The organism is Streptomyces sp. NPDC005303 (genome assembly GCF_040607335.1).
GTDB lineage: Bacteria > Actinomycetota > Actinomycetes > Streptomycetales > Streptomycetaceae > Streptomyces.
In genome coordinates this window covers 53,495-75,242 of record NZ_JBEXGM010000012.1, presented here as the reverse complement: position 1 = coordinate 75,242, position 21,748 = coordinate 53,495, and the positions used below count along the sequence as shown (strand labels likewise).

At 70.6% G+C, this 21,748-nt stretch carries 18 protein-coding genes; 10 read left to right on the top strand and 8 right to left on the bottom strand.

What is annotated here, in order from left to right; genetic code table 11:
* The first annotated feature begins 135 nt into the window (after window positions 1–135).
* The 4 genes from ABZT93_RS19175 (at window position 136) to ybaK (ending at window position 4,156) form a co-directional block, all read left to right on the top strand.
* Window positions 136–1,713 (top strand): oxidoreductase, encoded by a 1,578-nt coding sequence (locus tag ABZT93_RS19175; RefSeq protein WP_356105882.1) that lies wholly within the window; start codon window positions 136–138, stop codon window positions 1,711–1,713.
* Window positions 1,714–1,876: 163 nt separating this feature from the next.
* A complete protein-coding gene (locus ABZT93_RS19170) occupies window positions 1,877–2,887 on the top strand; it encodes a hypothetical protein (RefSeq protein ID WP_356105880.1) in 1,011 nt (336 codons plus the stop codon).
* A gap of 11 nt (window positions 2,888–2,898) precedes the next feature.
* Window positions 2,899–3,639 (top strand): LON peptidase substrate-binding domain-containing protein, encoded by a 741-nt coding sequence (locus ABZT93_RS19165; protein ID WP_356105878.1) that lies wholly within the window; start codon window positions 2,899–2,901, stop codon window positions 3,637–3,639.
* Window positions 3,640–3,655: 16 nt separating this feature from the next.
* Window positions 3,656–4,156 carry a Cys-tRNA(Pro) deacylase gene (gene ybaK, locus ABZT93_RS19160; RefSeq protein ID WP_356105876.1) on the top strand — a complete coding sequence of 167 codons (501 nt, stop codon included), beginning with the start codon at window positions 3,656–3,658 and terminating at the stop codon, window positions 4,154–4,156.
* Between the two features lie 185 nt (window positions 4,157–4,341).
* On the opposite strand, the gene ABZT93_RS19155 is transcribed toward ybaK, so the two are convergent.
* The 4 genes from ABZT93_RS19155 to ABZT93_RS19140 form a co-directional block, all read right to left on the bottom strand.
* Complete coding sequence (locus ABZT93_RS19155) at window positions 4,342–5,034, bottom strand: AAA family ATPase (RefSeq protein ID WP_356105874.1); 693 nt, start codon at window positions 5,032–5,034, stop codon at window positions 4,342–4,344.
* Between the two features lie 34 nt (window positions 5,035–5,068).
* Window positions 5,069–5,893 carry an ABC transporter permease gene (locus ABZT93_RS19150; RefSeq protein ID WP_356105872.1) on the bottom strand — a complete coding sequence of 275 codons (825 nt, stop codon included), beginning with the start codon at window positions 5,891–5,893 and terminating at the stop codon, window positions 5,069–5,071.
* A 73-nt stretch (window positions 5,894–5,966) separates the two neighbouring features.
* Window positions 5,967–6,941 (bottom strand): ABC transporter ATP-binding protein, encoded by a 975-nt coding sequence (locus tag ABZT93_RS19145; RefSeq protein ID WP_356105870.1) that lies wholly within the window; start codon window positions 6,939–6,941, stop codon window positions 5,967–5,969.
* Window positions 6,942–7,046: 105 nt separating this feature from the next.
* Window positions 7,047–8,264, bottom strand: coding sequence for an NYN domain-containing protein (locus tag ABZT93_RS19140; protein WP_356105869.1), 1,218 nt, complete (start codon window positions 8,262–8,264; stop codon window positions 7,047–7,049).
* Between the two features lie 223 nt (window positions 8,265–8,487).
* Between ABZT93_RS19140 and ABZT93_RS19135 the strand changes: the two genes are divergently transcribed.
* A complete protein-coding gene (locus tag ABZT93_RS19135; RefSeq protein ID WP_356105867.1) occupies window positions 8,488–8,652 on the top strand; it encodes a hypothetical protein in 165 nt (54 codons plus the stop codon).
* 91 nt (window positions 8,653–8,743) lie between these two features.
* Here ABZT93_RS19135 and dnaE read toward each other — a convergent pair whose 3' ends face one another.
* Window positions 8,744–12,283: a DNA polymerase III subunit alpha gene (dnaE, locus tag ABZT93_RS19130; RefSeq protein WP_356105865.1), complete on the bottom strand. Its 3,540-nt coding sequence runs from the start codon at window positions 12,281–12,283 to the stop codon at window positions 8,744–8,746.
* Between the two features lie 203 nt (window positions 12,284–12,486).
* Between dnaE and ABZT93_RS19125 the strand changes: the two genes are divergently transcribed.
* The 4 genes from ABZT93_RS19125 to ABZT93_RS19110 all read left to right on the top strand — a co-directional run bounded on the left by ABZT93_RS19125 (window position 12,487) and on the right by ABZT93_RS19110 (window position 17,249).
* Window positions 12,487–13,812 (top strand): DUF2252 domain-containing protein, encoded by a 1,326-nt coding sequence (locus ABZT93_RS19125; RefSeq protein ID WP_356105863.1) that lies wholly within the window; start codon window positions 12,487–12,489, stop codon window positions 13,810–13,812.
* 91 nt (window positions 13,813–13,903) lie between these two features.
* Window positions 13,904–14,596, top strand: a complete 693-nt coding sequence (locus ABZT93_RS19120) for a hypothetical protein (protein ID WP_356105861.1) — start codon at window positions 13,904–13,906, stop codon at window positions 14,594–14,596.
* A 97-nt stretch (window positions 14,597–14,693) separates the two neighbouring features.
* Window positions 14,694–15,509: a thioredoxin domain-containing protein gene (locus tag ABZT93_RS19115; RefSeq protein ID WP_356105859.1), complete on the top strand. Its 816-nt coding sequence runs from the start codon at window positions 14,694–14,696 to the stop codon at window positions 15,507–15,509.
* An 84-nt stretch (window positions 15,510–15,593) separates the two neighbouring features.
* Window positions 15,594–17,249, top strand: coding sequence for an alkaline phosphatase D family protein (locus tag ABZT93_RS19110; RefSeq protein WP_356105857.1), 1,656 nt, complete (start codon window positions 15,594–15,596; stop codon window positions 17,247–17,249).
* 43 nt (window positions 17,250–17,292) lie between these two features.
* Here ABZT93_RS19110 and ABZT93_RS19105 read toward each other — a convergent pair whose 3' ends face one another.
* Entirely contained in the window at window positions 17,293–17,862 is a 570-nt protein-coding gene (locus ABZT93_RS19105) for a dienelactone hydrolase family protein (RefSeq protein ID WP_356105855.1), read from the bottom strand.
* 120 nt (window positions 17,863–17,982) lie between these two features.
* Here ABZT93_RS19105 and ABZT93_RS19100 point away from each other — a divergent pair, with 120 nt between their 5' ends.
* On the top strand, window positions 17,983–19,113 hold the full coding sequence (locus ABZT93_RS19100) for a mechanosensitive ion channel domain-containing protein (protein WP_356105853.1): 1,131 nt from the start codon (window positions 17,983–17,985) through the stop codon (window positions 19,111–19,113).
* Window positions 19,114–19,356: 243 nt separating this feature from the next.
* Here ABZT93_RS19100 and ABZT93_RS19095 read toward each other — a convergent pair whose 3' ends face one another.
* On the bottom strand, window positions 19,357–20,097 hold the full coding sequence (locus ABZT93_RS19095) for an SDR family oxidoreductase (protein WP_356105851.1): 741 nt from the start codon (window positions 20,095–20,097) through the stop codon (window positions 19,357–19,359).
* A 53-nt stretch (window positions 20,098–20,150) separates the two neighbouring features.
* Window positions 20,151–21,725 carry a Na+/H+ antiporter gene (locus tag ABZT93_RS19090; RefSeq protein WP_356105850.1) on the bottom strand — a complete coding sequence of 525 codons (1,575 nt, stop codon included), beginning with the start codon at window positions 21,723–21,725 and terminating at the stop codon, window positions 20,151–20,153.
* Window positions 21,726–21,748: the final 23 nt, after the last annotated feature.

Here is a 21,748-nt window from a genome sequence, read left to right as displayed (position 1 = left end):
CGCGCATTCCAGTGGCTGATACGCACCCCCGGCGGAACCCGGAAGATCGCCTTCACGTCTAGTGTTCCGTACGTCACTCAGCGGGCATGAACGGTTGTACGAAACCCGCGAGTAGATGAGGGGGATGGAAGAGACGTGACCGAGGGGGCCGGCATCCGCGACGGAGACCTGCCGGACGATCTGACCGCCGCCGAGGCCGGCATGTGGCAGGCCTTCCGCAACGGCACCGTGTACGACCTGAGCAGCGGCGACACCGTCGTCGACGATCCGCACGGCGGGCACCCCTGGGGCCCCGACCGGACGGTACGCGCGCGGATCGTGTGCTGGCTGCTCCTGGACGGTCCGCCCGCGCTCGCGGGCCGGGTGTCGTCCCTGAAGCTCACCGGCGTGCAGATCAGCGGCACCCTGGACCTCGCGGGCGGCACGGTGGAGCCGTACCTGGAGATGAAGGGCTGCCGTTTCGAGCGGGAGATCCTGCTGCCGGAGGCCCACTTCACCACCGCGCGGTTCGTGGACTGCTCGGTGCCGCGCCTGGAGGCCGCTCGGGTGCACACGGAGGGCGATCTGCATCTGCCGCGCTGCCGCTTCCACAACGGGGTACGGCTGACCGACGCGCACATCGGCACGGACCTGCTGATGAACCAGGCCATCGTCTACCGCGACCGCAGCGGCCGCTCGATCGCCGCCGACGGCATGACCGTGGGCCAGGACCTCCAGGTCGAACTCCTCGAGTCGCACGGCGAGCTGAGCCTGCGCAGCGCGACGATCGGCGTGTCGCTGAGCCTGCGCGGCGCCCGGCTGAACAACCCGTACACCCGGCTCGCGCTGAACGCCCCCCAGCTGACCGTCGAGCGCACGCTGTACCTGACGCCGGCGGGCGTCGGCGCCGCCATGCTGAGCGGGGCGACTCCCGCGCGCGGGACGCGCATCCAGCGCTTCGAGTGCCAGGGCGGTGTACGGCTGGACGACGGGCGGTTCGGGGACGCCGTGGACCTGGAGCGGGCCCGCTTCGTCTTCACCGACGAGCAGGAGCTGTCGCTGCGCCGCATCCAGGCGCCCGAGCTGCGCTTCCTCGGCGAGAAGCCGCAGCGCGGCAAGGTGGTGCTGTCGGGCGCGCGGGTCGGCAACCTCGTGGACCGGGCGAGCGCCTGGCCGGGGCCCGGCAATCTGCACATGGGCGGCTTCGCCTACGAGAACCTCGTGCCGCACGGCCCCTTCCCCCTGGCCGAGCGGCTGGAGTGGGTGGCGGCCGCGACCGCCGAGTACAACCCGGAGCCGTACGAGCGGCTCGCCGCCGTGCTGCGGGCCGGCGGCGAGGACGAGGACGCGCGAGAGGTGCTGCTCGCCAAGCAGCGCCGGCGCCGCGAGAGCCTGCCGCCGGCCGCCAAGCTGTGGGGATACGTACAGGACTGGACGGTCGCCTACGGGTACCGGCCCGGCCGGGCCGCGGTATGGATGGCGGTGCTGTGGGCGGCGGGCTCCCTGGCGTTCGCACACGCGAGCCATCCGCCGCTCAAGGGCGGCGACCATCCGGTCTGGAGTCCCGCCCTCTTCGCCCTCGACCTGCTGCTCCCGGTGATCGACCTGGGGCAGGTCGGTTTCTGGCAGCTGCGCGGCGGCTGGCAGTGGCTGGCCACGGCGATGATCCTCCTCGGCTGGGTCCTGGCGACGGCGGTGGCGGCGGGGGCCACGCGACTGCTGCGGCGGAACTGACGAGCGGTGTGAAGAAATCGGCAGGACACCGGGAGGGACTGGTGAGACCGCTGGTCAGAGTGTTGTTCAACGTTCACCTTTTTAACGTCCCTTGACCCTGCGGCGTACAACTTTCCACGAATTGCACGTTCGCACTGGCGCAGCCTCGGCCTGCCGACTTTCAATGGTCGACACCATGGCTCTGCTGCCCCCCTTCATCCGCGCGTCACGGGTGCCCCCGTACCTCACCGGCGGTCTGCCCGCCGACGACGAGGTACTGCTCGACGCGCCCGACGACCGGCTCGGGCCCGCGCTGGTCGCCGCCGGACAGGGCACGTACGGGCGCGCGGCCGAGCTGCTCCGCGCGACCCGCGAGGACGCCGCCTGGGAGCTGCGCGACCGGTACGTACGGCGGCTCTCCGCCTTCGCCCGCTCGCGCCCCGAGTGGTACGACACCTGGCGCGCCGAGGCTCCCCACGAGCCGGACCAGCTGCTGCTCGGCGCCCAGCTCGCCGTGGACCGGGTGTGGGACTCACCGGCCCGGGCGGAGCTGCTGCGCGAGGTGAGCCCGCTGATCACGGCCGCGGCGCGCGGCGAGGACCGCGACCCGGTGCCGTGGCGGATCGCACTGGACCACGCACGCGGCTCGCAGGCCGGGCACACCTACTTCGGTGAGCTGTGGGAGGCGGCCCTCCGGCGCGCCCCGCTGCACTACGGCTGCCATGTCGCCGCCCTGCGCTATCTGGCGGCCTCCTGGCGTGGCTCGTACCGCGAGTGCTTCGACTTCGCCGACCGGGCCGCGCAGGACGCCCCGCCCGGCTCTCTCATCCAGGCGCTGCCCGCGCGGGCGGCCCTCGCGTGTCTGACCGAGGCCGGCTCCGACGTGGTGCCTCGTGAGCGGCTGGACGCGGCGGCCGACCGGGCCATCGAGCTGTCCGCCACGTTCGCGCCGGCCGACCCCTGGCCGGCCGAGATCCGCAACAAGCTGGTGTACGTCCTGGTGCGCCTCGGCCGCTGGCCGGACGCCCTGGAGCAGCTGCGCATGCTCGGCCCGTACGCGACCTCGTTCCCGTGGAGCCGGGAGTCGGAGGACCCGCTGGGCCGCTTCCTCGAGGTCCGTGAGGAGGTCCGGCGGCACGCCTTGATCCATCCACGAAGTGGGCACGGGGGACGTGTCCGCTCCTGGGGCCATTAGGCTTTGGCGCCGTGACCACCGTGCGGCTCCCGCTCTTCCCCCTGAACTCCGTGCTGTTCCCGGGGCTCGTGCTTCCTCTCAACGTCTTCGAGGAGCGCTATCGCGCCATGATGCGCGAACTGCTGAAGACCCCCGAGGAGGAACCGCGCCGGTTCGCCGTCGTGGCGATCCGCGACGGCCACGAGGTGGCACCCAGCGCCACCGGCCTGCCGGACCGCACGGCCGTGCCCGACGGCGGCCCCGCGGCCGGCTTCGGTGACGACCCGGTCAAGGCGTTCCACGCGGTCGGCTGTGTGGCGGACGCGGCGACGGTACGGGAGCGGGCGGACGGCACGTTCGAGGTGCTGGCGACGGGGACGACCCGGGTCCGGCTCCTGTCCGTCGACGCCTCGGGCCCGTATCTGACGGCCGAGCTGGAGGAACTGCCGGAGGAGGCGGGCGACGAGTCCGGGCCGCTGGCAGAAGGTGTCCTGCGGGCCTTCCGCCAGTATCAGAAGCGCCTGGCGGGAGCCAGGGAGCGATCCCTGTCGTCGGGTGCGGACCTCCCCGACGAACCGTCGGTGGTCTCGTACCTGGTGGCGGCCGCGATGGTGCTGGACACCCCCACCAAGCAGCGCCTGCTCCAGGCCCCCGACACCGCGTCCCGTCTCCGCGACGAACTGAAACTCCTGCGCGCGGAGACGGCGATCATCCGTAATCTTCCGTCGTTGCCGGCGTCGGACCTGACGCTCGGCCCGACGAGTCTGAACTGAGGCCGGAACCCGTCAGATGGCGAAGAAGTCGAAGAAGCAACAGCCGGGGGGCACCCCGGCGACGGTGGCTCTGACGTCGGCGGGCGTGCCCTTCACGGTGCACGCCTACGACCACGACCCCTCCCACCCCTCCTACGGCGAGGAGGCGGCCGAGGCGATGGGGGTCTCCCCGGACCGCGTCTTCAAGACCTTGGTGGCGGACGTGGACGGCACCCTCACCGTGGCGGTGGTCCCGGTGGCGGGCTCCCTGGACCTGAAGGCCCTGGCGACGGCAGCGGGCGGCAAACGCGCGGCCATGGCGGACCCGACCCTGGCGGAACGCACCACGGGCTATGTCCGGGGCGGCATCTCCCCCCTGGGCCAGCGCAAGAAACTCCCCACGGTCCTCGACGCCTCCGCCTCCACCCACGACACGATCTGCGTCTCGGCCGGCCGCCGGGGCCTGGAGGTGGAACTCGCGCCGAAGGACCTGGCCGATCTCACGAACGCGGTCCTCGCGCCCATCGCCCGCGCGTGACCCCTCGACGCGGGCCCCTTCCTGGACTAAGCAGAAGGGGCATGTCGAAGAAAACACGCAAGCGCAAGTGGCGCATGAAGAAGGGCCGCTCCAACCATGGCAGGCGCCCGGCGTAGCGGGGCACCCGCGGCCCACGTGACTGAAGTCCGTCGAGGTGTCCGGGGTACGAGGTCCCTGTCGGAGCCCTACTGCGCAGGTGCCCCGTACCCGTCCTTCGGCACCGCCTGCCCGTACACCGGCTCAGGATCCCGAGGCCCGAACAACGCCGTGAGCCCCAGATGCACGACAAGCCCGGCCAACGACCAGGCGAGCAACGCGCCCTTCGCCCCCAGCTTCAGCGGGGCGGAGAAGGTGACTCCCTTGCCCACGGCCTTGGCGTGGGCGAGCACATCTGACGTGGGCCCGAGCCATGTCCCCACCCGCCACGCGAGCAAGGACCCCAGCAGTCCCCCGACGGCCAGCCCCACGACCAGCGGCACCCCACCCCGCCGCCGCCACAGGAACACGACGAGCGCGCTCACGAAACCGAAGGCCAGAGCCAGCAGAGTGAGCGTCCCGTCCACTCCCACCGCCTGCTCCCCCTCGGTGTCCTTGAGATAGACGACCCAGTTCCCCTGCGAGTCCACATCCCCGACCAGCGGCACATGCGGCGCCAGCCACCACCACAGCACCCCGAGCAGCACTCCGCCGAGCGCCACGGCGACCATGATCACTGCGCCTTCGATCAGTTCGGTCTTCATCCCGGGCCCGCCCTGCCCGTACGGGGCTTGGGCAGGGGCCGCGTACCCGGCTTCAGGGGCCTGCCACGCATCGTGCGGGGACGGTTCGTGCGGGGACGGTTCGTGCGGCGGCGGAGGAGGCGTCAACGGAGCGGTCACCCTGACATCGTGCCAGGCCCGCCTGTGCGGCGCGTCACCGGACGGCCGCCCGACGATAGGCCCAGGTGGCGACGGCCAGCGAGACCACGCCCACGCACCCGCACACGGCGAGGTCGCCGAGTACGAAGGCCCAGTCGGGATGCGGCCCGAAGGTCCGGGCGAACGCTTCGACGCCGTAGGTCGACGGCAGCAGATCCCGGGCGAACCGCACCGCCTCGGGCATCCGGTCGGCGGGCAGCACCCCGAGCAGCAGTGCGGCGGACATCCCGAGCTGACCGAGCAGGGTGGCCAGTTCAGGCCGGGGCGCGAGCAGCCCGAGGGCGGCGCCGAGGCCCGCCAGAGCGGCGCCCGCCAGCGGAATCACCGCCAGCAGGACCCACAGGTGCGCCAGCGGCAGCCCGAACAGCACACACCCGAAGACCGCGGTCACGACGGTTCCCGGCACGGTGAACGAGGCGTACGCGCCCGCGGCGCCGAGCACCACGGCGGCGGGCGGCACCGGCAGGGTGGCGTAGTGGTCGAGCCCGCCGCTCGCCCGCAGCTGCCCGAAGTACTGGGCGAGCAGATTGAGCGCGACGAAGGCCACGACCAGCACGGACGCCCCGGCGACCACGGACCGGGCCTCGCCCCCGCCGTCCACGACCCCCCGCATCAGGATCATGATCCCGATCGACTGGAAGGTCGCCACGAACAGCAGCGGGATGCGCGCGACCCGCGCGCGGGACAGCTGGGCCCGGTACACGGCCGCCAGCGACGGCCACAGCCGCGCGCGCGGCCCGAGCTCCGCGGCCGCGTCCCGGTCCGTCTCCTCGGCGGCCAGGGCACCGCCCGGCAGAACCCCGGCGGGTACGACACTCATGTGGCTCTGCTCCTCTTCGCTCCGGCGGTCGCCCTGTGACGTACGGACACGGCCGTCCGCGTACTCAACGTGCTCAAGCCTTCACCAGTCCCTGCTGCGCGGCCCCGCCCAGCGCGAGGTAGACGTCCTCCAGGCTGGGCGTGGCGAGCGTGAAGTCGTCCAGCGCGGCGAAAGCGGCCCCGCCGGTGACGGTGGCGACGACCGCGCGGGCCTCCTCCGGAGCGAGCCGCAGCGTCCAGCGGCGCCCGGCGGCCACGGCCCGGTCCTGGAGCGCGGCGACCTCGGGGACGTGCAGCGGGGCCGCCTCGCGCCACACGAGGTCGACGCGGACCTCTCCGGCGACCTGTTCCTTGAGCCCGGAAGGCGTGTCGCAGGCGATCACACGGCCCTGGTCGAGGACGGCGACGCGGTCCAGGACCGTCTCCGCCTCGATGACGTTGTGGGTGACGAGAAGGACGGTGGTCCCCCGCTCGGCCCGCCGCCGGTCCACGGCGGACCACACCGCGCGCCGTGCCACGGGGTCCATCGCGGTGGTCGGCTCGTCGAGCACGAGCAGCGGCCGCTCCCCGACGAGCGCCGACGCGAAGCACGCCAGGCGCCGCTGCCCGCCGGACAGCTTCTTCAGCGGCCGTCCGGCGATCGGCGTGAGCCCCAGCTCGTCGAGTACGGCGTCCCGCTCCGCCCGTGCCTTCCTGGCCTCCAGGCCGCGCAGCCGACCGGTGGTCTCGGCGGCCAGGGAGACGGTGAGTTCGTCCAGGGCGGTGGACTCCTGACCGAGGTAGGCGAGGATCCGCGAGGCCCGGTCCGGGTGGCGCACGATGTCGTGCCCGAGGATCTCGACGCTGCCGTGGTCGGGCCGCATCAGTCCGGTGAGCTGCCGTACGAGCGTGGTCTTCCCGGCGCCGTTCGGCCCGAGCAGCCCGAAGATCTCACCCCGGCGGATGTCCAGCCGTACGTCGTCGGTGGCCCGCACCTCGGGCGTCGCCGGCGTCCCGCGCCGCCCGCGCACCGCGGGATAGGTCTTGGTCAGTCCGCGCACCGCACACACGACGTCCCCACTGTGTCGAAGTGCCGGTGCAGCGCGCGTACTCACAAAGGACGAGACTACGGGGTCGGGGAGCTTTGCTCGTCCTTGGGGCGCGATATGTGCCCTTCACTCCCCGGCGGGGGCGTGCTCCGCAGCCGTCCGCACATCGATCTCCCGCCAGAACCCGGCGCGGATCGCATAGCGGTCGTGCTCGTCGATCTGGTCGTCCTTGTGCGCGAGCAGCCCGAACCGGGCCGCGTATCTGAGCAGCTCCCCGTCGATCCGGTGCGGCACCCGCGGGTACATCCCGGACAGCCGCTGCAGATGCGCCTGGTCCCCGAGCCGCTCCATCCACCGGCGCGCGAAGACCTGCCCCACCTCGAACGGGTCGCCGCCGACCGTGGTGATGTCCTCCTCACGGTCGGCCCACCGCTGCTCCGCCGTGGTCAGCTGCGCGAGCGTCGGCATGGAGGCGACCTCGGGCGGCTCGGCGGCCCCGCCGGGCCGGTCGACCCAGCCCTTGTCGGAGGACCAGCGCAGGGTCGCGCTCGCGGGGTGCTGGGCGGGCTGGGCACCGGGCGCCCGCAGCGCGGCGAGGTCCTTGGGCGTCGGCACCCCCTTCGGCGCCGGCACCCGCTCCTGCGTGCCGTTCTCGGAGGCGGCCGCCGGGGCGTGCTCGCTGTCCTCGGAGGTCCGCTCGGGGGCCTGTGAGAGCGAGGACTCGGGCAGCGGCGCCGAAAGGATCGCGGCGATCTCGGGCCGCGGCACGGGCGGCGGCGCGCAGATCCCGCCGACCTCCTTCGCGCGTACGGCCTTGGTGATCCACACACGGTCGAGCACCCGCCGCTCGTCCGCCTCGGCGACCAGGTCCTCCGACTGGTTGTAGTCCCCGTCGGCGGCCTGCACGGCCCACAGGTGTACGGCGACCCCGTGCTCCTTGGCCGCCATCATGCCCGGCAGCAGATCCCCGTCGCCGGTGACGAGGACGATGTCGGAGCAGGCGCGGTTGCGGGCCAGCTCGGTGAGCTCGGCGTGCATGGCGGCGTCCACGCCCTTCTGGGCCCAGCGCCCGTCGCTGCGGGTCAGGGCGCCGAGCCGGACGGTGACCCGGGGCATCACCCGAAGTCTGCGGTGCTCGGGCTGCGGGACACGGTCGGGGGCGCCGTCGAACCAGTAGATACGCAGCAGGGGCCGTTCCGTGTCGGACTCGGCCCGGTCGCGCAGCCCCTGGACGAGGGCGGCGTGGTCGACGGTGATACGGGAACGGGAGGGCTCCCCGGCAAGGAGACTGGCGGCGGCCCCCAGCAGATACCCGGCGTCCACCAGGACGATGCAGCGGTCCACGCGATCCACCCTCTTTCCGGGAGGTTTGCTTCGGGCTTCCTTCGAGTCTGCCCGACCACGCGTGGGTTAACGGCCCGAACTCGATCTTCGGCGTGGCGTTTCGGGGCAGCGCTCGGCGACATTCCCTGTCACACACGGTAATTATCCGAAATGCGCCTGCTGTCAGCGTATGTGAATCTGGTCCCGGCCCTGGCCCCTAGAACTCCCCAGGAGGCAGATCCCCATGGCCAAGAACAAGAAGCAGAACCGTAAGCCGTCGCAGACCGAGCGCGCCGGGCAGGAGCCCCAGCACTCCTCGATGGAGACGCCGACCGAGCAGCATGCCCAGCAGGTGACCCCCGGCGACGTGGCCCGCAAGGGGCGGCAGAAAAGCTTCGGCCACAACTGACATCTGCATAAAGGGTTGTTGAGACCCAGGCACACAGAGGGGCGCACTCCGTCAGGAGTGCGCCCCTTCGCCTGTCCCGAGCCCGGGTCGGTCAGCCCGCCAGACAGGACGGCCCGAGCAGGACCTTCAGGTCACCGAAGAGGGCGGGGTCCGGCTTCACCCGGTGCCGGTCCAACCGCAGGACCGTCGTCTTGCTGGGCCCCTGAAGCCTGATGCGGACCTCGCTGTCGCCCTTGTGATGGCTGAGGATCTCACCGAGCCTGCTGACCATCGGCGGGGTGACCTTCAGCGCCGGGATGGTGAGGATCACGGGCGCGTTGGTGCCCGCGTTGGACAGGTCGGGGACCTGGAGCTCCATCGCGACGAGACGGGGCACGTCCTCGCGCTTGTCGAGACGGCCCTTGACGAACACCACGGCGTCCTCGACGAGTTGGGTCGACACCAGCTGGTAGGTCGCCGGGAAGAACATGCACTCGATGGAACCGGCGAGGTCCTCGACGGTGGCGATCGCCCAGGCGTTGCCCTGCTTGGTCATCTTGCGCTGGAGGCCCGAGATGATGCCGCCGATGGTGACGACCGCGCCGTCGGCGTGCTCACCGCCGGTGAGTTGGGCGATGCCCGCGTCGGCCTTGTCGGACAGCACGTGCTCCAGGCCGAAGAGCGGGTGGTCGGAGACGTAGAGACCGAGCATCTCCCGCTCCTGGGCGAGCAGATAGGTCTTGTCCCACTCGTCCTCGGTGAACTGGACGTCCAGTCCGAAGCCGGGTTCGTCGCTCTCCTCCTCGCCCATCCCGCCGAAGAGGTCGAACTGGCCCTCGGCCTCCTTGCGCTTGACCGCGACCACGTTGTCGATCATCGGTTCGTACTGCGCGGTGAGGCCCTTGCGGGTGTGCCCGAGGGTGTCGAAGGCGCCCGCCTTGATCAGCGACTCGGTGGTGCGCTTGTTGCAGGCGACCGCCTCGACCTTGTCGAGGTAGTCGGGGAAGGAGGCGTACTTCCCCTTGGCCTTGCGGCTCTTGATGATCGACTCGACCACGTTGGTGCCGACGTTGCGCACCGCCTCCAGGCCGAAGAGGATCACGTCGTCGCCCTGGGCGGCGAAGTTGTGCACCGACTCGTTGACGTTCGGCGGGAGCACCTTGATGCCCATGCGCCGGCACTCGTTGAGGTAGACGGCCGACTTGTCCTTGTCGTCCTTGACCGAGGTCAGCAGGGCGGCCATGTACTCGGCCGGGTAGTTGGCCTTCAGATAGGCGGTCCAGTACGACACCAGTCCGTACGCGGCGGAGTGCGCCTTGTTGAATGCGTATCCGGCGAAGGGGACCAGCACGTCCCACAGGGCCTTGATCGCCTCTTCGCTGTAGCCGTTCTTCTGGGCGCCGGCCTGGAAGATGGTGAAGTTCTTCGCCAGCTCGTCGGGCTTCTTCTTGCCCATCACGCGGCGCAGGATGTCGGCCTCGCCGAGCGAGTAGCCGGCGATGATCTGGGCGGCCTTCTGCACCTGCTCCTGGTAGACGATCAGGCCGTAGGTGACGTCCAGGACCTCCCTGAGGGGCTCTTCGAGCTCCGGGTGGATGGGGGTGATCTCCTGGAGCTTGTTCTTGCGCAGCGCGTAGTTGGTGTGCGAGTCCATGCCCATCGGGCCGGGACGGTAGAGCGCGGAGACGGCGGAGATGTCCTCGAAGTTGTCGGGCTTCATCAGGCGCAGCAGGGAGCGCATGGGGCCGCCGTCGAACTGGAAGACGCCGAGGGTGTCGCCGCGCTGGAGGAGTTCGAAGGTCGTCGGATCGTCCAGCGGGAGGCTCAGCAGCTCCAGGTCGATGCCCTTGTTGGACTTCACCATCTTGACGGCGTCGTCCATGATCGTCAGGTTGCGCAGGCCGAGGAAGTCCATCTTCAGCAGGCCGAGCGACTCACAGCTCGGATAGTCCCACTGCGTGATGGTCACGCCGTCGGTGTGCCGGACCCAGACGGGCACGTGCTCGGTGATGGTCTCGCTGGACATGATCACGCCGGCGGCGTGCACGCCCATCTGCCGGACCAGGCCCTCGACGCCCTTGGCGGTGTCGATGACCTTCTTCACGTCCGGTTCGTTCTCGTACATCCCGCGGACCTCGCCCGCCTCCGAGTAGCGGGGGTGCGAGGGGTCGGTGATGCCGTTGAGGTCGATGCCCTTGCCGAGGACGTCGGCGGGCATGGCCTTGGTGATGCGGTCGCCCATCGCGTACGGGTAGCCAAGGACGCGCGCGGAGTCCTTGATCGCGTTCTTGGCCTTGATCTTGCCGTAGGTGCCGATCATGGCGACCTTGTCGGCGCCGTACTTCTCGGTCACGTACCGGATCACCTCGACGCGCCTGCGCTCGTCGAAGTCGATGTCGACATCGGGCATGGAGACGCGCTCGGGGTTGAGGAACCGCTCGAAGATCAGGCCGTGCGGGATCGGGTCGAGGTCGGTGATGCCCATGGCGTAGGCGACGATCGAGCCGGCCGCGGAGCCTCGGCCGGGGCCGACCGCGATGCCGTTGTTCTTGGCCCACATGATGAAGTCGGCGACCACGAGGAAGTAGCCCGGGAACCCCATCTGGATGATGACGTCCATCTCGTACTCGACCTGCCGCTGGCGGTCCTCGGGGATGCCGCCGGGGAAGCGGCGCTCCATGCCGCGGCGGACCTCCTCCTTGAACCAGGTGACCTCGGTGTAGCCGTCGGGGATGTCGAACTTCGGCATGAGGTTCTTGGCCTCGAACATGCCGGTGGTGTCGACCATCTCGGCGATCAGGAGGGTGTTGGCGCAGCCCTCCTGCCAGGCGTCCGAGGAGTCGATGGCGTACATCTCCTCCGTGGACTTCAGGTAGTAGCCGGTGCCGTCGAACTTGAAGCGGTCCGGGTCGGAGAGGTTCTTGCCGGTCTGGATGCACAGCAGGGCGTCGTGGGCCACCGACTCGTGCGCGTACGTGTAGTGCGAGTCGTTGGTGACCAGCGGGGGGATGCCGAGCTTCTTGCCGATCTCCAGGAGACCGTCGCGGACCCGGTGCTCGATCTCGATGCCGTGGTCCATCAGCTCCAGGAAGTAGCGGTCCTTGCCGAAAATGTCCTGGTAGTCGGCGGCCGCCTTCAGTGCCTCGTCGTACTGGCCCAGACGCAGCCGCGTCTGGAGTTCGCCGGAGGGGCAGCCGGTGGAGGCGACGATCCCCTCGGACCACTGGGAGATCGTCTCCTTGTCCATCCGGGGCCACTTCTGCAGCCAGCCCTCGGCGTAGGCGTCGGAGGAGAGCCGGAAGAGGTTGTGCAGGCCGGTCGAGTTCACGGCCCACATCGTCTTGTGGGTGTAACCACCCGAACCGGAGACGTCGTCCCGCTTCTGGTGCGGCTGGCCCCACTGGATCTTGCGCTTGTTGCGCCGGGACTCGGGCGCGACGTACGCCTCGATCCCGATGATCGGGGTGACCCCGGCCTTCTTCGCCGAGTGGAAGAAGTCGTACGCCCCGTGCAGGTTGCCGTGGTCGGACATGGCGATGTGGCTCATGCCCATCTCGTTGCACGCGTCGAACATGTCCTTGAGCCGCGCGGCACCGTCCAGCAGGGAGTACTGGGTGTGGACGTGCAGGTGCGTGAACGGCGGCTTTGACACGGCGTGGCCTCCATGGAAAACACTCGACGACAGACGGGCGGACAGTTCGGGGGACAGCGTCGAAGTCTATGCCTCGGCACTGACACTCAAGGGGCCGCCCCGCGTACCTTCACAACGAGGGTCGCGGGCACTTTCGCCGGGACCCGCCCGTTGGAGAGACGACAGAAACGCTGTCGTACACATGTACCAGGAGGCACCCCGCGATGTCGGTTCCGCAGCTCAAGGACGAGCACCGCGGCGAGGAGATTCTCGCTGTCTTCGACACCGCCTTCGGCGAGCTCCTGGCCGCCGATCCGGCCGCGTTCCGCGTGAAGTTCCGGAAGATGGCGGCCTCGGCGTTCGCGTTCTACCGCGGTACGGCGTGCCTCTTCTACCACGACCTCGACGCCGAGAAGAGGGGCGGCCCGTACCTGGACGAGCGCACCTCGCGCGTGTGGATCCACGGCGACCTGCACGCGGAGAACTTCGGCACGTACCTGGACGCCAACGGCCGGCTGATCTTCAACGTCAACGACTTCGACGAGGCCTACGTCGGCCCCTTCACCTGGGACCTCAAGCGCTTCGCCGCCTCCGTCGCGCTGATCGGGTACGCCAAGGCGCTCGGCGACGAGCAGATCACCGAGCTGGTGGAGGTGTACGCGGGCGCGTACCGCGAGCGGATCCACGCCCTGGCCACCGGCGCCAAGAGCGACGAGGTGCCGCCCTTCACGCTGGACACCGCTGAGGGCCCCCTCCTGGACGCGCTGCGCGACGCCCGCTCGCTGACGCGCTTCGGCCTTCTGGAGTCGATGACGGAGATCCGCGACTTCGAGCGCCGCTTCGCGCCGGGCGGCGGCTCCATCGAGCTGGACGCGGCCACCCGCTACAAGGTGCTCGCGGCCTTCGACGGCTATCTGGAGACCCTCCCGGAGGCGTCCCTGTCCCGCCCGGACTCCTACCGCGTCAAGGACGTCGTCGGTCGCCGCGGCATCGGCATCGGCTCGGCCGGGCTGCCGTCGTACAACATCCTTCTCGAAGGGCACACCGACGCCCTGGAGAACGACGTGGTGATCTACATCAAGCAGGCCCAGACCCCGGCCGTCTCCCGGCACATCACCGATCCGGCGATCCGCGACTACTTCCAGCACGAGGGCCACCGCACGGTGATCTCCCAGCGCGCCCTCCAGCAGCACGCCGACCCGTGGCTGGGCTGGACCGAACTGGGCGGCGCGGGCCAGCTGGTCGCGGAGATCTCGCCGTACGCGGTGGATCTGGACTGGGGCGACATCGACGACCCGGAGGAGATCGCGGGGGTCGTCGCCGACCTCGGCCGGGCCACGGCCACCATGCACGCGGCGGCCGACGACACCTCCGGCGAGTCCCTGGTGCCGTTCTCCACCGAGCGGGCCATCGACGCGGCGATCGCGGCCGACGAGGACGGCTTCGCGGGCCTCCTGGTCGACTTCGCGCACAGCTACGGCGCACGCGCGCGTGCCGACCACCAGACCTTCGTCGACCTGTTCCGCAACGGCCGTATCCCCGGCCTGTGACAGGCCCCATACCACTGTCGATAACGATAGGGCCGCTCACAGGGATTCTTTAGGGGTCCCTTACAGGCCCGCGTGACACACTCTCCACGCTATGGACATATCCGGGACCCAGCTACGAGCGCTCCGCGCGGCGCTGTTCACGGCACTCGTCGTGACGCTCAGCACCGCGTCGCACGTGCTGCTGTCCCGGGCTCCCCTGCCGCTCAACACGGTGGCGGCGGTCGCCGCCGCCGTGTTCGCCCTCAGCTACGCGCTGGCCGGCCGGGAGCGCGGCTTCGGGCGGATCGCCGTCGTGCTGATCCCGCTGGAGCTCGCCGCCGACACCGTCTTCACCACCGGCCAGCACGTCTGCTACGGCGCCGCGGGCGGCCCCGTCGCGGGCCCGCTGCGCTCGGTCGGCTGGGACGTGTTCTGCGGTGACGGCACCAGCGTCGGCTCACCGCTGGCCCGGATGACCGGCACCGACCCCGGCCGGCTCGGCGGGCTGCTCGCCCACGCCGACCCACAAACCGCCTGGCTGCTGCTGGGCGCCCATGTCTGCGTGGGCCTGATCGCGGCCGCCTGGCTGCGCCGCGGTGAGCGGGCCCTGGCCCAGCTGCTGCGGGCCGTCGCCACCACGACCTTCCGGCCGCTGCTGCTGGCGGCCGCCGCGCTGACCGTGCGGTCGGCGCCGGAACCTGCCCGTCCGGTGCGCCCCGGCCGCCGTACGTCCGTCGTACTCGACGAGATCCTCGTGCACTCCCTGGGACGGCGTGGACCGCCGTGCTCGGTCGCTGTCGCCTGAGCCTCACCCGCTCGCCACAGCCGCCGCGCACCACCAGTCCCGACCTACGTATCCCCGCACACCCCGTGTGCGCGTCCCCTTGATGGAGAACACCACCATGAGCAAGCGGAACAGCCAGGCCTCGAAGACCGCCGCCCGTGAGCGGCTGCGCCAGGAGCGCGAGCGCCAGGCCAAGCGCGACAAGGTCAAGCGGCAGGTCATCGTCGCCTGCTCCGTCGTCGGCGTCCTGGCGATAGCCGGCGGCATCGGCTACGCGGTCGTCCAGAACAACAAACCCAGCTACTGGGAAGAGGCCAAGAACGACAAGCTCGTCAAGCCGGCCAACAGCACGGGCGCCAACGGCACGACGGTCGTCATCGGCAAGAGCACCGCCAAGAAGACCCTGGTCATGTACGAGGACCCGCGCTGCCCCGTCTGCGCCCAGTTCGAGCAGACCGTCGGCTCGACCGTCGACAAGGACGTCGAGGACGGCAAGTTCAAGCTCCAGTACGTCGGCGCCACCTTCCTCGACGGCAACCTCGGCGGCGAGGGCTCCAAGAACGGCCTCAGCGCCCTCGGCGCGGCGCTGAACGTCAGCACCGAGGCGTTTTTGAAGTACAAGACCGCGATGTACTCCACGAAGTGGCACCCCGAGGAGAGCGGCCCCGACAAGTTCAAGGACGACGCCTACCTCATCAAGATCGCGCAGACCGTCCCGGAGCTGAAGGACAACAAGACCTTCCAGAACGCCGTGAAGAACGGCACCTACGACAAGTGGGCCCTGGACATGTCCGAGAAGTTCAACAAGGACGGCGCGACCGGCACTCCGACCCTGAGGATGGACGGCAAGAACCTGACCGGTTCCGACGGCAAGAGCGCACCGATGACGGTCGCCGACTTCAACACGGCGCTGGAGGCGGCGCTGAAGGGCTGATCCCCGAACTCTTCGGGCAAAGAGCGGGCGAACTTTCATGAGTTCGCCCGCCCTCGTTCATACCGATCAGTAACCTGATCGGCCGTGACTAGTAGACAGAGCACAGCCGGGAGCAACTCCCCGTCCCCGCGCCGCCGTACGGTCGTCAAGGCCGCGGCGGCCACTGCTGTCCTGGGCGCCCCGCTCGCCGCCGCCTGGCCGGCCGGCGCGGTCGAGGCCCCGGCCTTCCTGCACGGTGTGGCCTCCGGCGACCCGCTCCCGGACGGCATCCTGCTGTGGACCCGGGTGACCCCGGCCGCCGAGGCCGTACCCGGTTCCGGGCTCGGCCCCGACACCGAGGTCGGCTGGGTCGTCGCCAGGGACAAGGCCTTCACGACCGTCGTCGCCAAGGGTTCCGTCACCGCGACCGCCGCCTCCGACCACACGGTCAAGGCGGACGTGCGCGGCCTCGCGCCCGCGACCGACTACTGGTTCCGCTTCTCGGCCGGTGGCACCGACTCCCCGGCGGCGCGCACCCGCACCGCGCCGGCGGCGGACGCGGCCGTCACGAACCTCCGCTTCGGCGTGGTCTCCTGCGCCAACTGGGAGGCCGGTTACTTCTCCTCCTACCGCCACCTCGCGGCCCGCGGCGACCTGGACGCCTGGCTGCACCTGGGTGACTACATCTACGAGTACGGCACCGGCGGCTACGGCACGCGCGACACCGTCGTACGGCAGCACGCGCCGACCCACGAGATCCTCACCCTCGCCGACTACCGGATCCGGCACGGCAAGTACAAGACCGACCCGGATCTCCAGGCCCTGCACGCGGTCGCCCCCGTCGTCGCGATCTGGGACGACCACGAGTTCGCCAACGACGCCTGGTCGGGCGGTGCCGAGAACCACACCGAGGGCACGGAGGGTGCCTGGTCGGCCCGTCAGGCCGCCGCCAAGCAGGCCTACTTCGAGTGGATGCCGGTGCGCCCGGCGCTCGCGGGCACCACCTACCGCCGGCTGCGCTTCGGCAAGCTCGCCGACCTCTCGCTGCTCGACCTGCGGTCCTTCCGCTCGCAGCAGGTCGCCGTGGGCAACGGCTCGGTCGACGACCCGGACCGCACCATCACCGGCCGGGCCCAGCTGGACTGGCTCAAGACGGGGCTGAAGTCCTCCGACACGACCTGGCGGCTGGTCGGCAACTCCGTGATGATCTCGCCCTTCGCGATCGGCTCGCTCTCCGCCGATCTGCTCAGGCCGCTCGCCGAGCTGCTGGGCCTGCCGAAGGAGGGCCTCGCCCTCAACCCCGACCAGTGGGACGGCTACACCGACGACCGCCGCGAACTCCTGGCCCACCTGCGCTCCAACGCCATCCGCAACACCGTCTTCCTGACCGGCGACATCCACATGGCCTGGGCCAACGACGTGCCGGTGGACGCCGGTACCTATCCGCTGTCGGCCTCGGCCGCCACGGAGTTCGTCGTCACCTCGGTGACCTCGGACAACCTCGACGACCTCCTGAAGGTCCCCGAGGGCACGGTCACCGCGCTCGCGGCGCCGGTCATCCAGGTCGCCAACCGGCATGTCCACTGGGTCGACACCGACCGGCACGGCTACGGCGTCCTGGACATCACGGCCGACCGGGCGCAGATGGACTACTACGTGCTGTCCGACAAGACCAAGGCCAACGCGACCTCGTCCTGGGCGCGTTCGTACCGCACGCGGAGCGGCACACAGAAGGTCGAGCGGACGTACACCCCCGTCTAGACCGTCTCGAAGAAGCCGGGCCAGAGCGTCTCCGAGTAGCCGGCTAGAGCGTCTCCAGGAAGCCGAGGGCCACCCGCCAGGTGGCCTCGGCGGCCTCCTCGTCGTAGTCCGGCAGGCCGGGGTCGGTGTAGAGGTGGCCGGCCCCGGCGTACCGGTAGACCTCCACGTCGGCGCCGGTGCGGCCCATCTGGAGATACCAGGCGCTCAGCCAGTCGTCGGTCTCGAAGGGGTCGGGCTCGGCCACGTGCAGCTGGACCGGCAGGTCGTCCGCGGTCGCGTTCGGCGCGATGTCCGAAGTGCCGTGCAGGAGCAGCAGTCCGCGTGCCTTCTCGTCGCCGAGGGCGAGGGTCTGCGCGATCGAGGCGCCGAGTGAGAATCCGGCGTAGACGAGACCGCGCTCGGAGTAGGGCGCGGCGGCCAGGACTGCCCGCTTGAGCAGTTCGTCCTTGCCGATCTCCTCGTTGAAGGCCATGCCCTCCTCGACCGTCTCGAAGGTGCGCCCCTCGAAGAGGTCCGGCGTCCACACCTCGTGACCGGCCTCCCGCAGCCGGTCGGCGGCCTGACGGACGGCGGGCCTGAGGCCGTGGGTCGAGTGAAAGAGCACGATGTTCATGAGGCCATGGTGCCAGCCTGCACCGACAGTGCCGTTCCACGGGCACGGCCGGGGCCCGTACCCACTTCGGGGCAGAAGTCACATGTTCATGACTCCCCCGGGCCGGTTAGGTTCGGGGTCATGGAGAACGTACTCCGCCCACTGATCGTGGTCGGCGGCTCAGTGCTGCTCACACTGCTGATCGGGTGGGCCACCGACCGTCTGCTGCGCAAGGCCGACGACCGGCACAGCGAGACCCCGCTCTGGGGTCTGCTGCGCCGTGGCCGCATCCCCTACATGCTCGTGCTGTGCGCGGCGATGCTGAGAGGGGCGTACGACGAGGCGAGGGTGCTGGAGGGGCACAGCGCCGGCATCGGGCAGACGCTGACGCTGGTCCTCATCGGGGCGACCGCCTGGCTGGTGATCCGGATCGCCGCCGCCATAGTGGAGACGACGTACACCCGCTACGCCCGCGCCCATCACGACGCCGCCCGGGTCCGCCGGGTGCGCACCCAGGTCACGCTGATCACGAGGGTGGTCGCCGCGGTCGTCGGTGTGATGGCGGTGGCCGCGATGCTGCTGACGTTCCCGGCGATGCGCGCGGCCGGTGCCTCGCTGCTGGCCTCGGCCGGAATCCTCGGCATCGTCGCCGGTGTGGCCGCCCAGTCGACGCTGAGCAACATGTTCGCCGGGCTGCAGATCGCCTTCGGCGACATGGTGCGCATCGGTGACACCGTGGTGGTGGACGGCGAGTGGGGCACCGTCGACGAGATCACGCTGACCTTCCTGACGGTTCGGACCTGGGACGAGCGCCGGATCACCATGCCGGTGTCGTACTTCACCTCGAAGCCGTTCGAGAACTGGTCGCGCGGCACCCCGCAGATGACCGGCATCGTCTACTGGCACGTCGATCACACGGCCCCTGTGGAGCTGATGCGCGAGCGCCTGCGGGACATCCTGCGCGAGTGCCCCGCCTGGGACGGCCGCGACTACGGCCTCGCCGTCACCGACACCACCCCCAACACCATGCAGGTGCGTGCCCTGGTGACCGCCAAGGACGCCGACGACATCTGGACGGTACGGGTCACGGTCCGCGAGCAGATGATCCGCTGGCTCACCGACAACCACCCGTACGCCCTGCCGCGGGTCAACACGGCGGACGCGACGCTGGCGCCGGGGTTCCGGCGGGACGGCGACCGACGGAACGGCCACAACTCCGACGGCGCGACCGTCGGCGGCCCCCACGAGCCCCCTCGAACAGGCCGCGGGTGACCCCCGCCCCGTCGCGGCACGACTGAAGCCCCATACCGACCCGGCACGCCTACCGGGCCCCTGGCCTCACCCGGCTGCCGGGCCCGCCCCGGCGTCACGCGGCGGACCGTCCGCCGCGTGGCAACGGGCCCGTCCCGACTTCGTAGCCGCACCCACCCCGGGGGCGCGGGGCCGCGTCCATGTGCAGCTACCGGTGCGCGGGCGCGACCGGCCACGACGGACCCGCACCCGCCTACCGACCGGTCAATGCCCCCTCTCCGCCCCACCGTTGACCTGCACCACCTGCGAAGTCACATGCCCGGCTCCAGGCGACGCCAGCCAGTGAAGCGTGGCCGCGATGTCCCCCGGCGTCCCGGCCCGCCCGGTGGACGTGTCACCGATGAGCCGCTCCCGCCGAGCAGGATCGATGGCCGGACCGAAGAACTCCGTGTCCTCGACATACCCCGGCGCCACCACGTTCGCCGTGATCCCGCGCGGCCCCAACTCCCGCGCCAGATCATGGGCGTACGGATGCAGCCCCGCCTTGGCCGCCGCGTACGCCCCGCTCCCGGACCCCCGGTAGGCGGCGATGGAGCTGACGAACAGCACCCGGCCGCCCGGGGAGGCGAGCCGGTCCTTCAGTCCCTCGGTGAGCAGCGCCGCGGTCAGCAGATTGAGCCGGAAGTTCACGGTCCAGTTGTGGGCGACGGCGTCGAGCGGATCGGAGAGGTCGGCGGGCGGTTCGAGCTGCCCGGTGCCCCCGGCACTGTGGATCAGCACGTCCACGGCCCCGAGTTCGCGCTCCACGAAGCCGACGACCCCGCGCACCTGGTCGACGTCGGCGAGATCGGTGGCGTACGTCAACGCCCCGGGTACCCCGGCCTTCTCCAGCACCTCGGCGCGCCGCCCGAGCAGCAGCACCCTGTCACCCTCCGCGGCGAAGACCTGCGCCGCTGCGAGCCCGATTCCCGTGCCGCCACCGCTGATCACTACGTTGCGAGCCATAACCGCAGCCTACAAACAGGGGCTTGGCGATTTCACCCCGGTTCTCCGCGGACTCAGCGCAGACTACGGACGTCCAGGTGCCGCAGCACCCGGTCCACGACCTCGGGGTCGGCCCCCGGTTCGCTCCGCGCCGCCAGCACCTCGTGCCGCGCCGCGCTCAGCAGCTCGCCCTGGATCCGCCGCACCCGCTTGAGCCGCCGCCGGGCCTCGCGCCGCTCCTCGTCCCCCATCTCGGGATGGATCCGCACGCCGATCTCGAACGCCCGCCGCTGCATCTGCTCGGCCAGCTCCTCCGGCAGCTCCTCCACGGCCTCGATCTCCCGCAGCCGCCGCTTGGCCGCCTTCGCCGCACGGGCCGCGAGGGCCTTCTCGAACTCCTTCTCCCGCTCGGTGTCGGCCTGCACGCCCAGTCGCCTCACCAGCCACGGCAGGGTCAGCCCCTGGAGCACCAGTGTGGCCATGATCACACCGAACGCGATGAAGACGATCTCGTCCCGGTCGGGAAAGCCCGCCCCCGAGTCCGTCTCCAGCGGAATGGCCAGTGCCAGTGCCACCGACGCCACGCCCCGCATCCCGGACCACCACATGATGACGGTCTCCCGCCAACTGGTCGGGATCTCCTCGCTGTAGTCCCGCTTCGCGTGCATCCGCTTGGTGAGCCAGGTGGCCGGCATCAGCCAGGCGAGCCGCACGAACACGACCACGGCCACGATCGTCGCGGCCCAGCCGAGCATCTCGCCCCAGCGGCCGGACGCGGTCCGGATCGCGTTGTGCAGTTCGAGCCCGATGAGCCCGAAGGCCACCCCGGTGACGAGCGTGTCGACGATGTCCCAGAAGGTGTGCCCGGCCAGTCGGGTCATCACGTCGTCGGCGTCGCTGCCGTACTCGGCGAGGAACAGGGCGGTGGTCAGCACGGCGAGCACCCCGGAGCCGTGCAGCTCCTCGGCGAGCACGTAGGAGGCGTACGGCACGAGGACCGTCAGGCCGATCTGGAGGGTGGCGTCGCCCAGCAGATCCATCAGCTTGTTGGCACCCCAGCCCAGCGCGAGCCCCACGGCGACGGCGACCACCGCGGAGAGCACGAACTCCAGGCCGGCCTCCCCGGCCTTGAACGAGCCGCTGACGGCCGCGGCGACGGCCACGTGGTAGAGCACGATCGCCGTGACGTCGTTGAAGAGGCCCTCGCCCTCCAGGATGGACACCAGCCTTCGGGGCAGCCCAAGTTGGCCCGCTACGGCGGTCGCGGCGACCGGGTCGGGCGGCGCGACCAACGCGCCGAGCGCGACGGCGGCGGCGATCGGCAGCCCGGGCACGATCGCGTGGGCGACGACGGCGACGCACAGGGTCGTCACGAACACGAGCGCGACGGCGAGCAGGAAGATCGGCCGTTTGTTGGCCGTGAACTGGCGCCAGGAAGTGCGCCGCACCGCCGCGTAGAGAAGGGGCGGCAACAGGATGGGCAGGATCAGCTCGGGCGGGATGTCGACATTCGGTACGAAGTCCAGCACCGCGAGCACTATGCCGAGCAGCGTCATCAGCACCGGCGCCGGCAACCCGAAACGGTCCCCCACTGGGACACTGATCAGAGCCCCCAGCAACAACACGAACAACAGGGCCAGCTGATCCACGGTCAGAACTCCGGGCAGATCGA

What these genes read in the sequence shown, in the direction of transcription:
- ABZT93_RS19170 (WP_356105880.1), top strand. Translation starts at nt 1,877, where the DNA reads ATGGTCGACACCATGGCTCTGCTGCCCCCCTTCATCCGCGCGTCACGG.
- ybaK (WP_356105876.1), top strand. Translation starts at nt 3,656, where the DNA reads ATGGCGAAGAAGTCGAAGAAGCAACAGCCGGGGGGCACCCCGGCGACG.
- ABZT93_RS19150 (WP_356105872.1), bottom strand. Translation starts at nt 5,893, where the DNA reads ATGAGTGTCGTACCCGCCGGGGTTCTGCCGGGCGGTGCCCTGGCCGCC.
- ABZT93_RS19135 (WP_356105867.1), top strand. Translation starts at nt 8,488, where the DNA reads ATGGCCAAGAACAAGAAGCAGAACCGTAAGCCGTCGCAGACCGAGCGC.
- ABZT93_RS19125 (WP_356105863.1), top strand. Translation starts at nt 12,487, where the DNA reads ATGTCGGTTCCGCAGCTCAAGGACGAGCACCGCGGCGAGGAGATTCTC.
- ABZT93_RS19120 (WP_356105861.1), top strand. Translation starts at nt 13,904, where the DNA reads ATGGACATATCCGGGACCCAGCTACGAGCGCTCCGCGCGGCGCTGTTC.
- ABZT93_RS19115 (WP_356105859.1), top strand. Translation starts at nt 14,694, where the DNA reads ATGAGCAAGCGGAACAGCCAGGCCTCGAAGACCGCCGCCCGTGAGCGG.
- ABZT93_RS19105 (WP_356105855.1), bottom strand. Translation starts at nt 17,862, where the DNA reads ATGAACATCGTGCTCTTTCACTCGACCCACGGCCTCAGGCCCGCCGTC.
- ABZT93_RS19100 (WP_356105853.1), top strand. Translation starts at nt 17,983, where the DNA reads ATGGAGAACGTACTCCGCCCACTGATCGTGGTCGGCGGCTCAGTGCTG.
- ABZT93_RS19095 (WP_356105851.1), bottom strand. Translation starts at nt 20,097, where the DNA reads ATGGCTCGCAACGTAGTGATCAGCGGTGGCGGCACGGGAATCGGGCTC.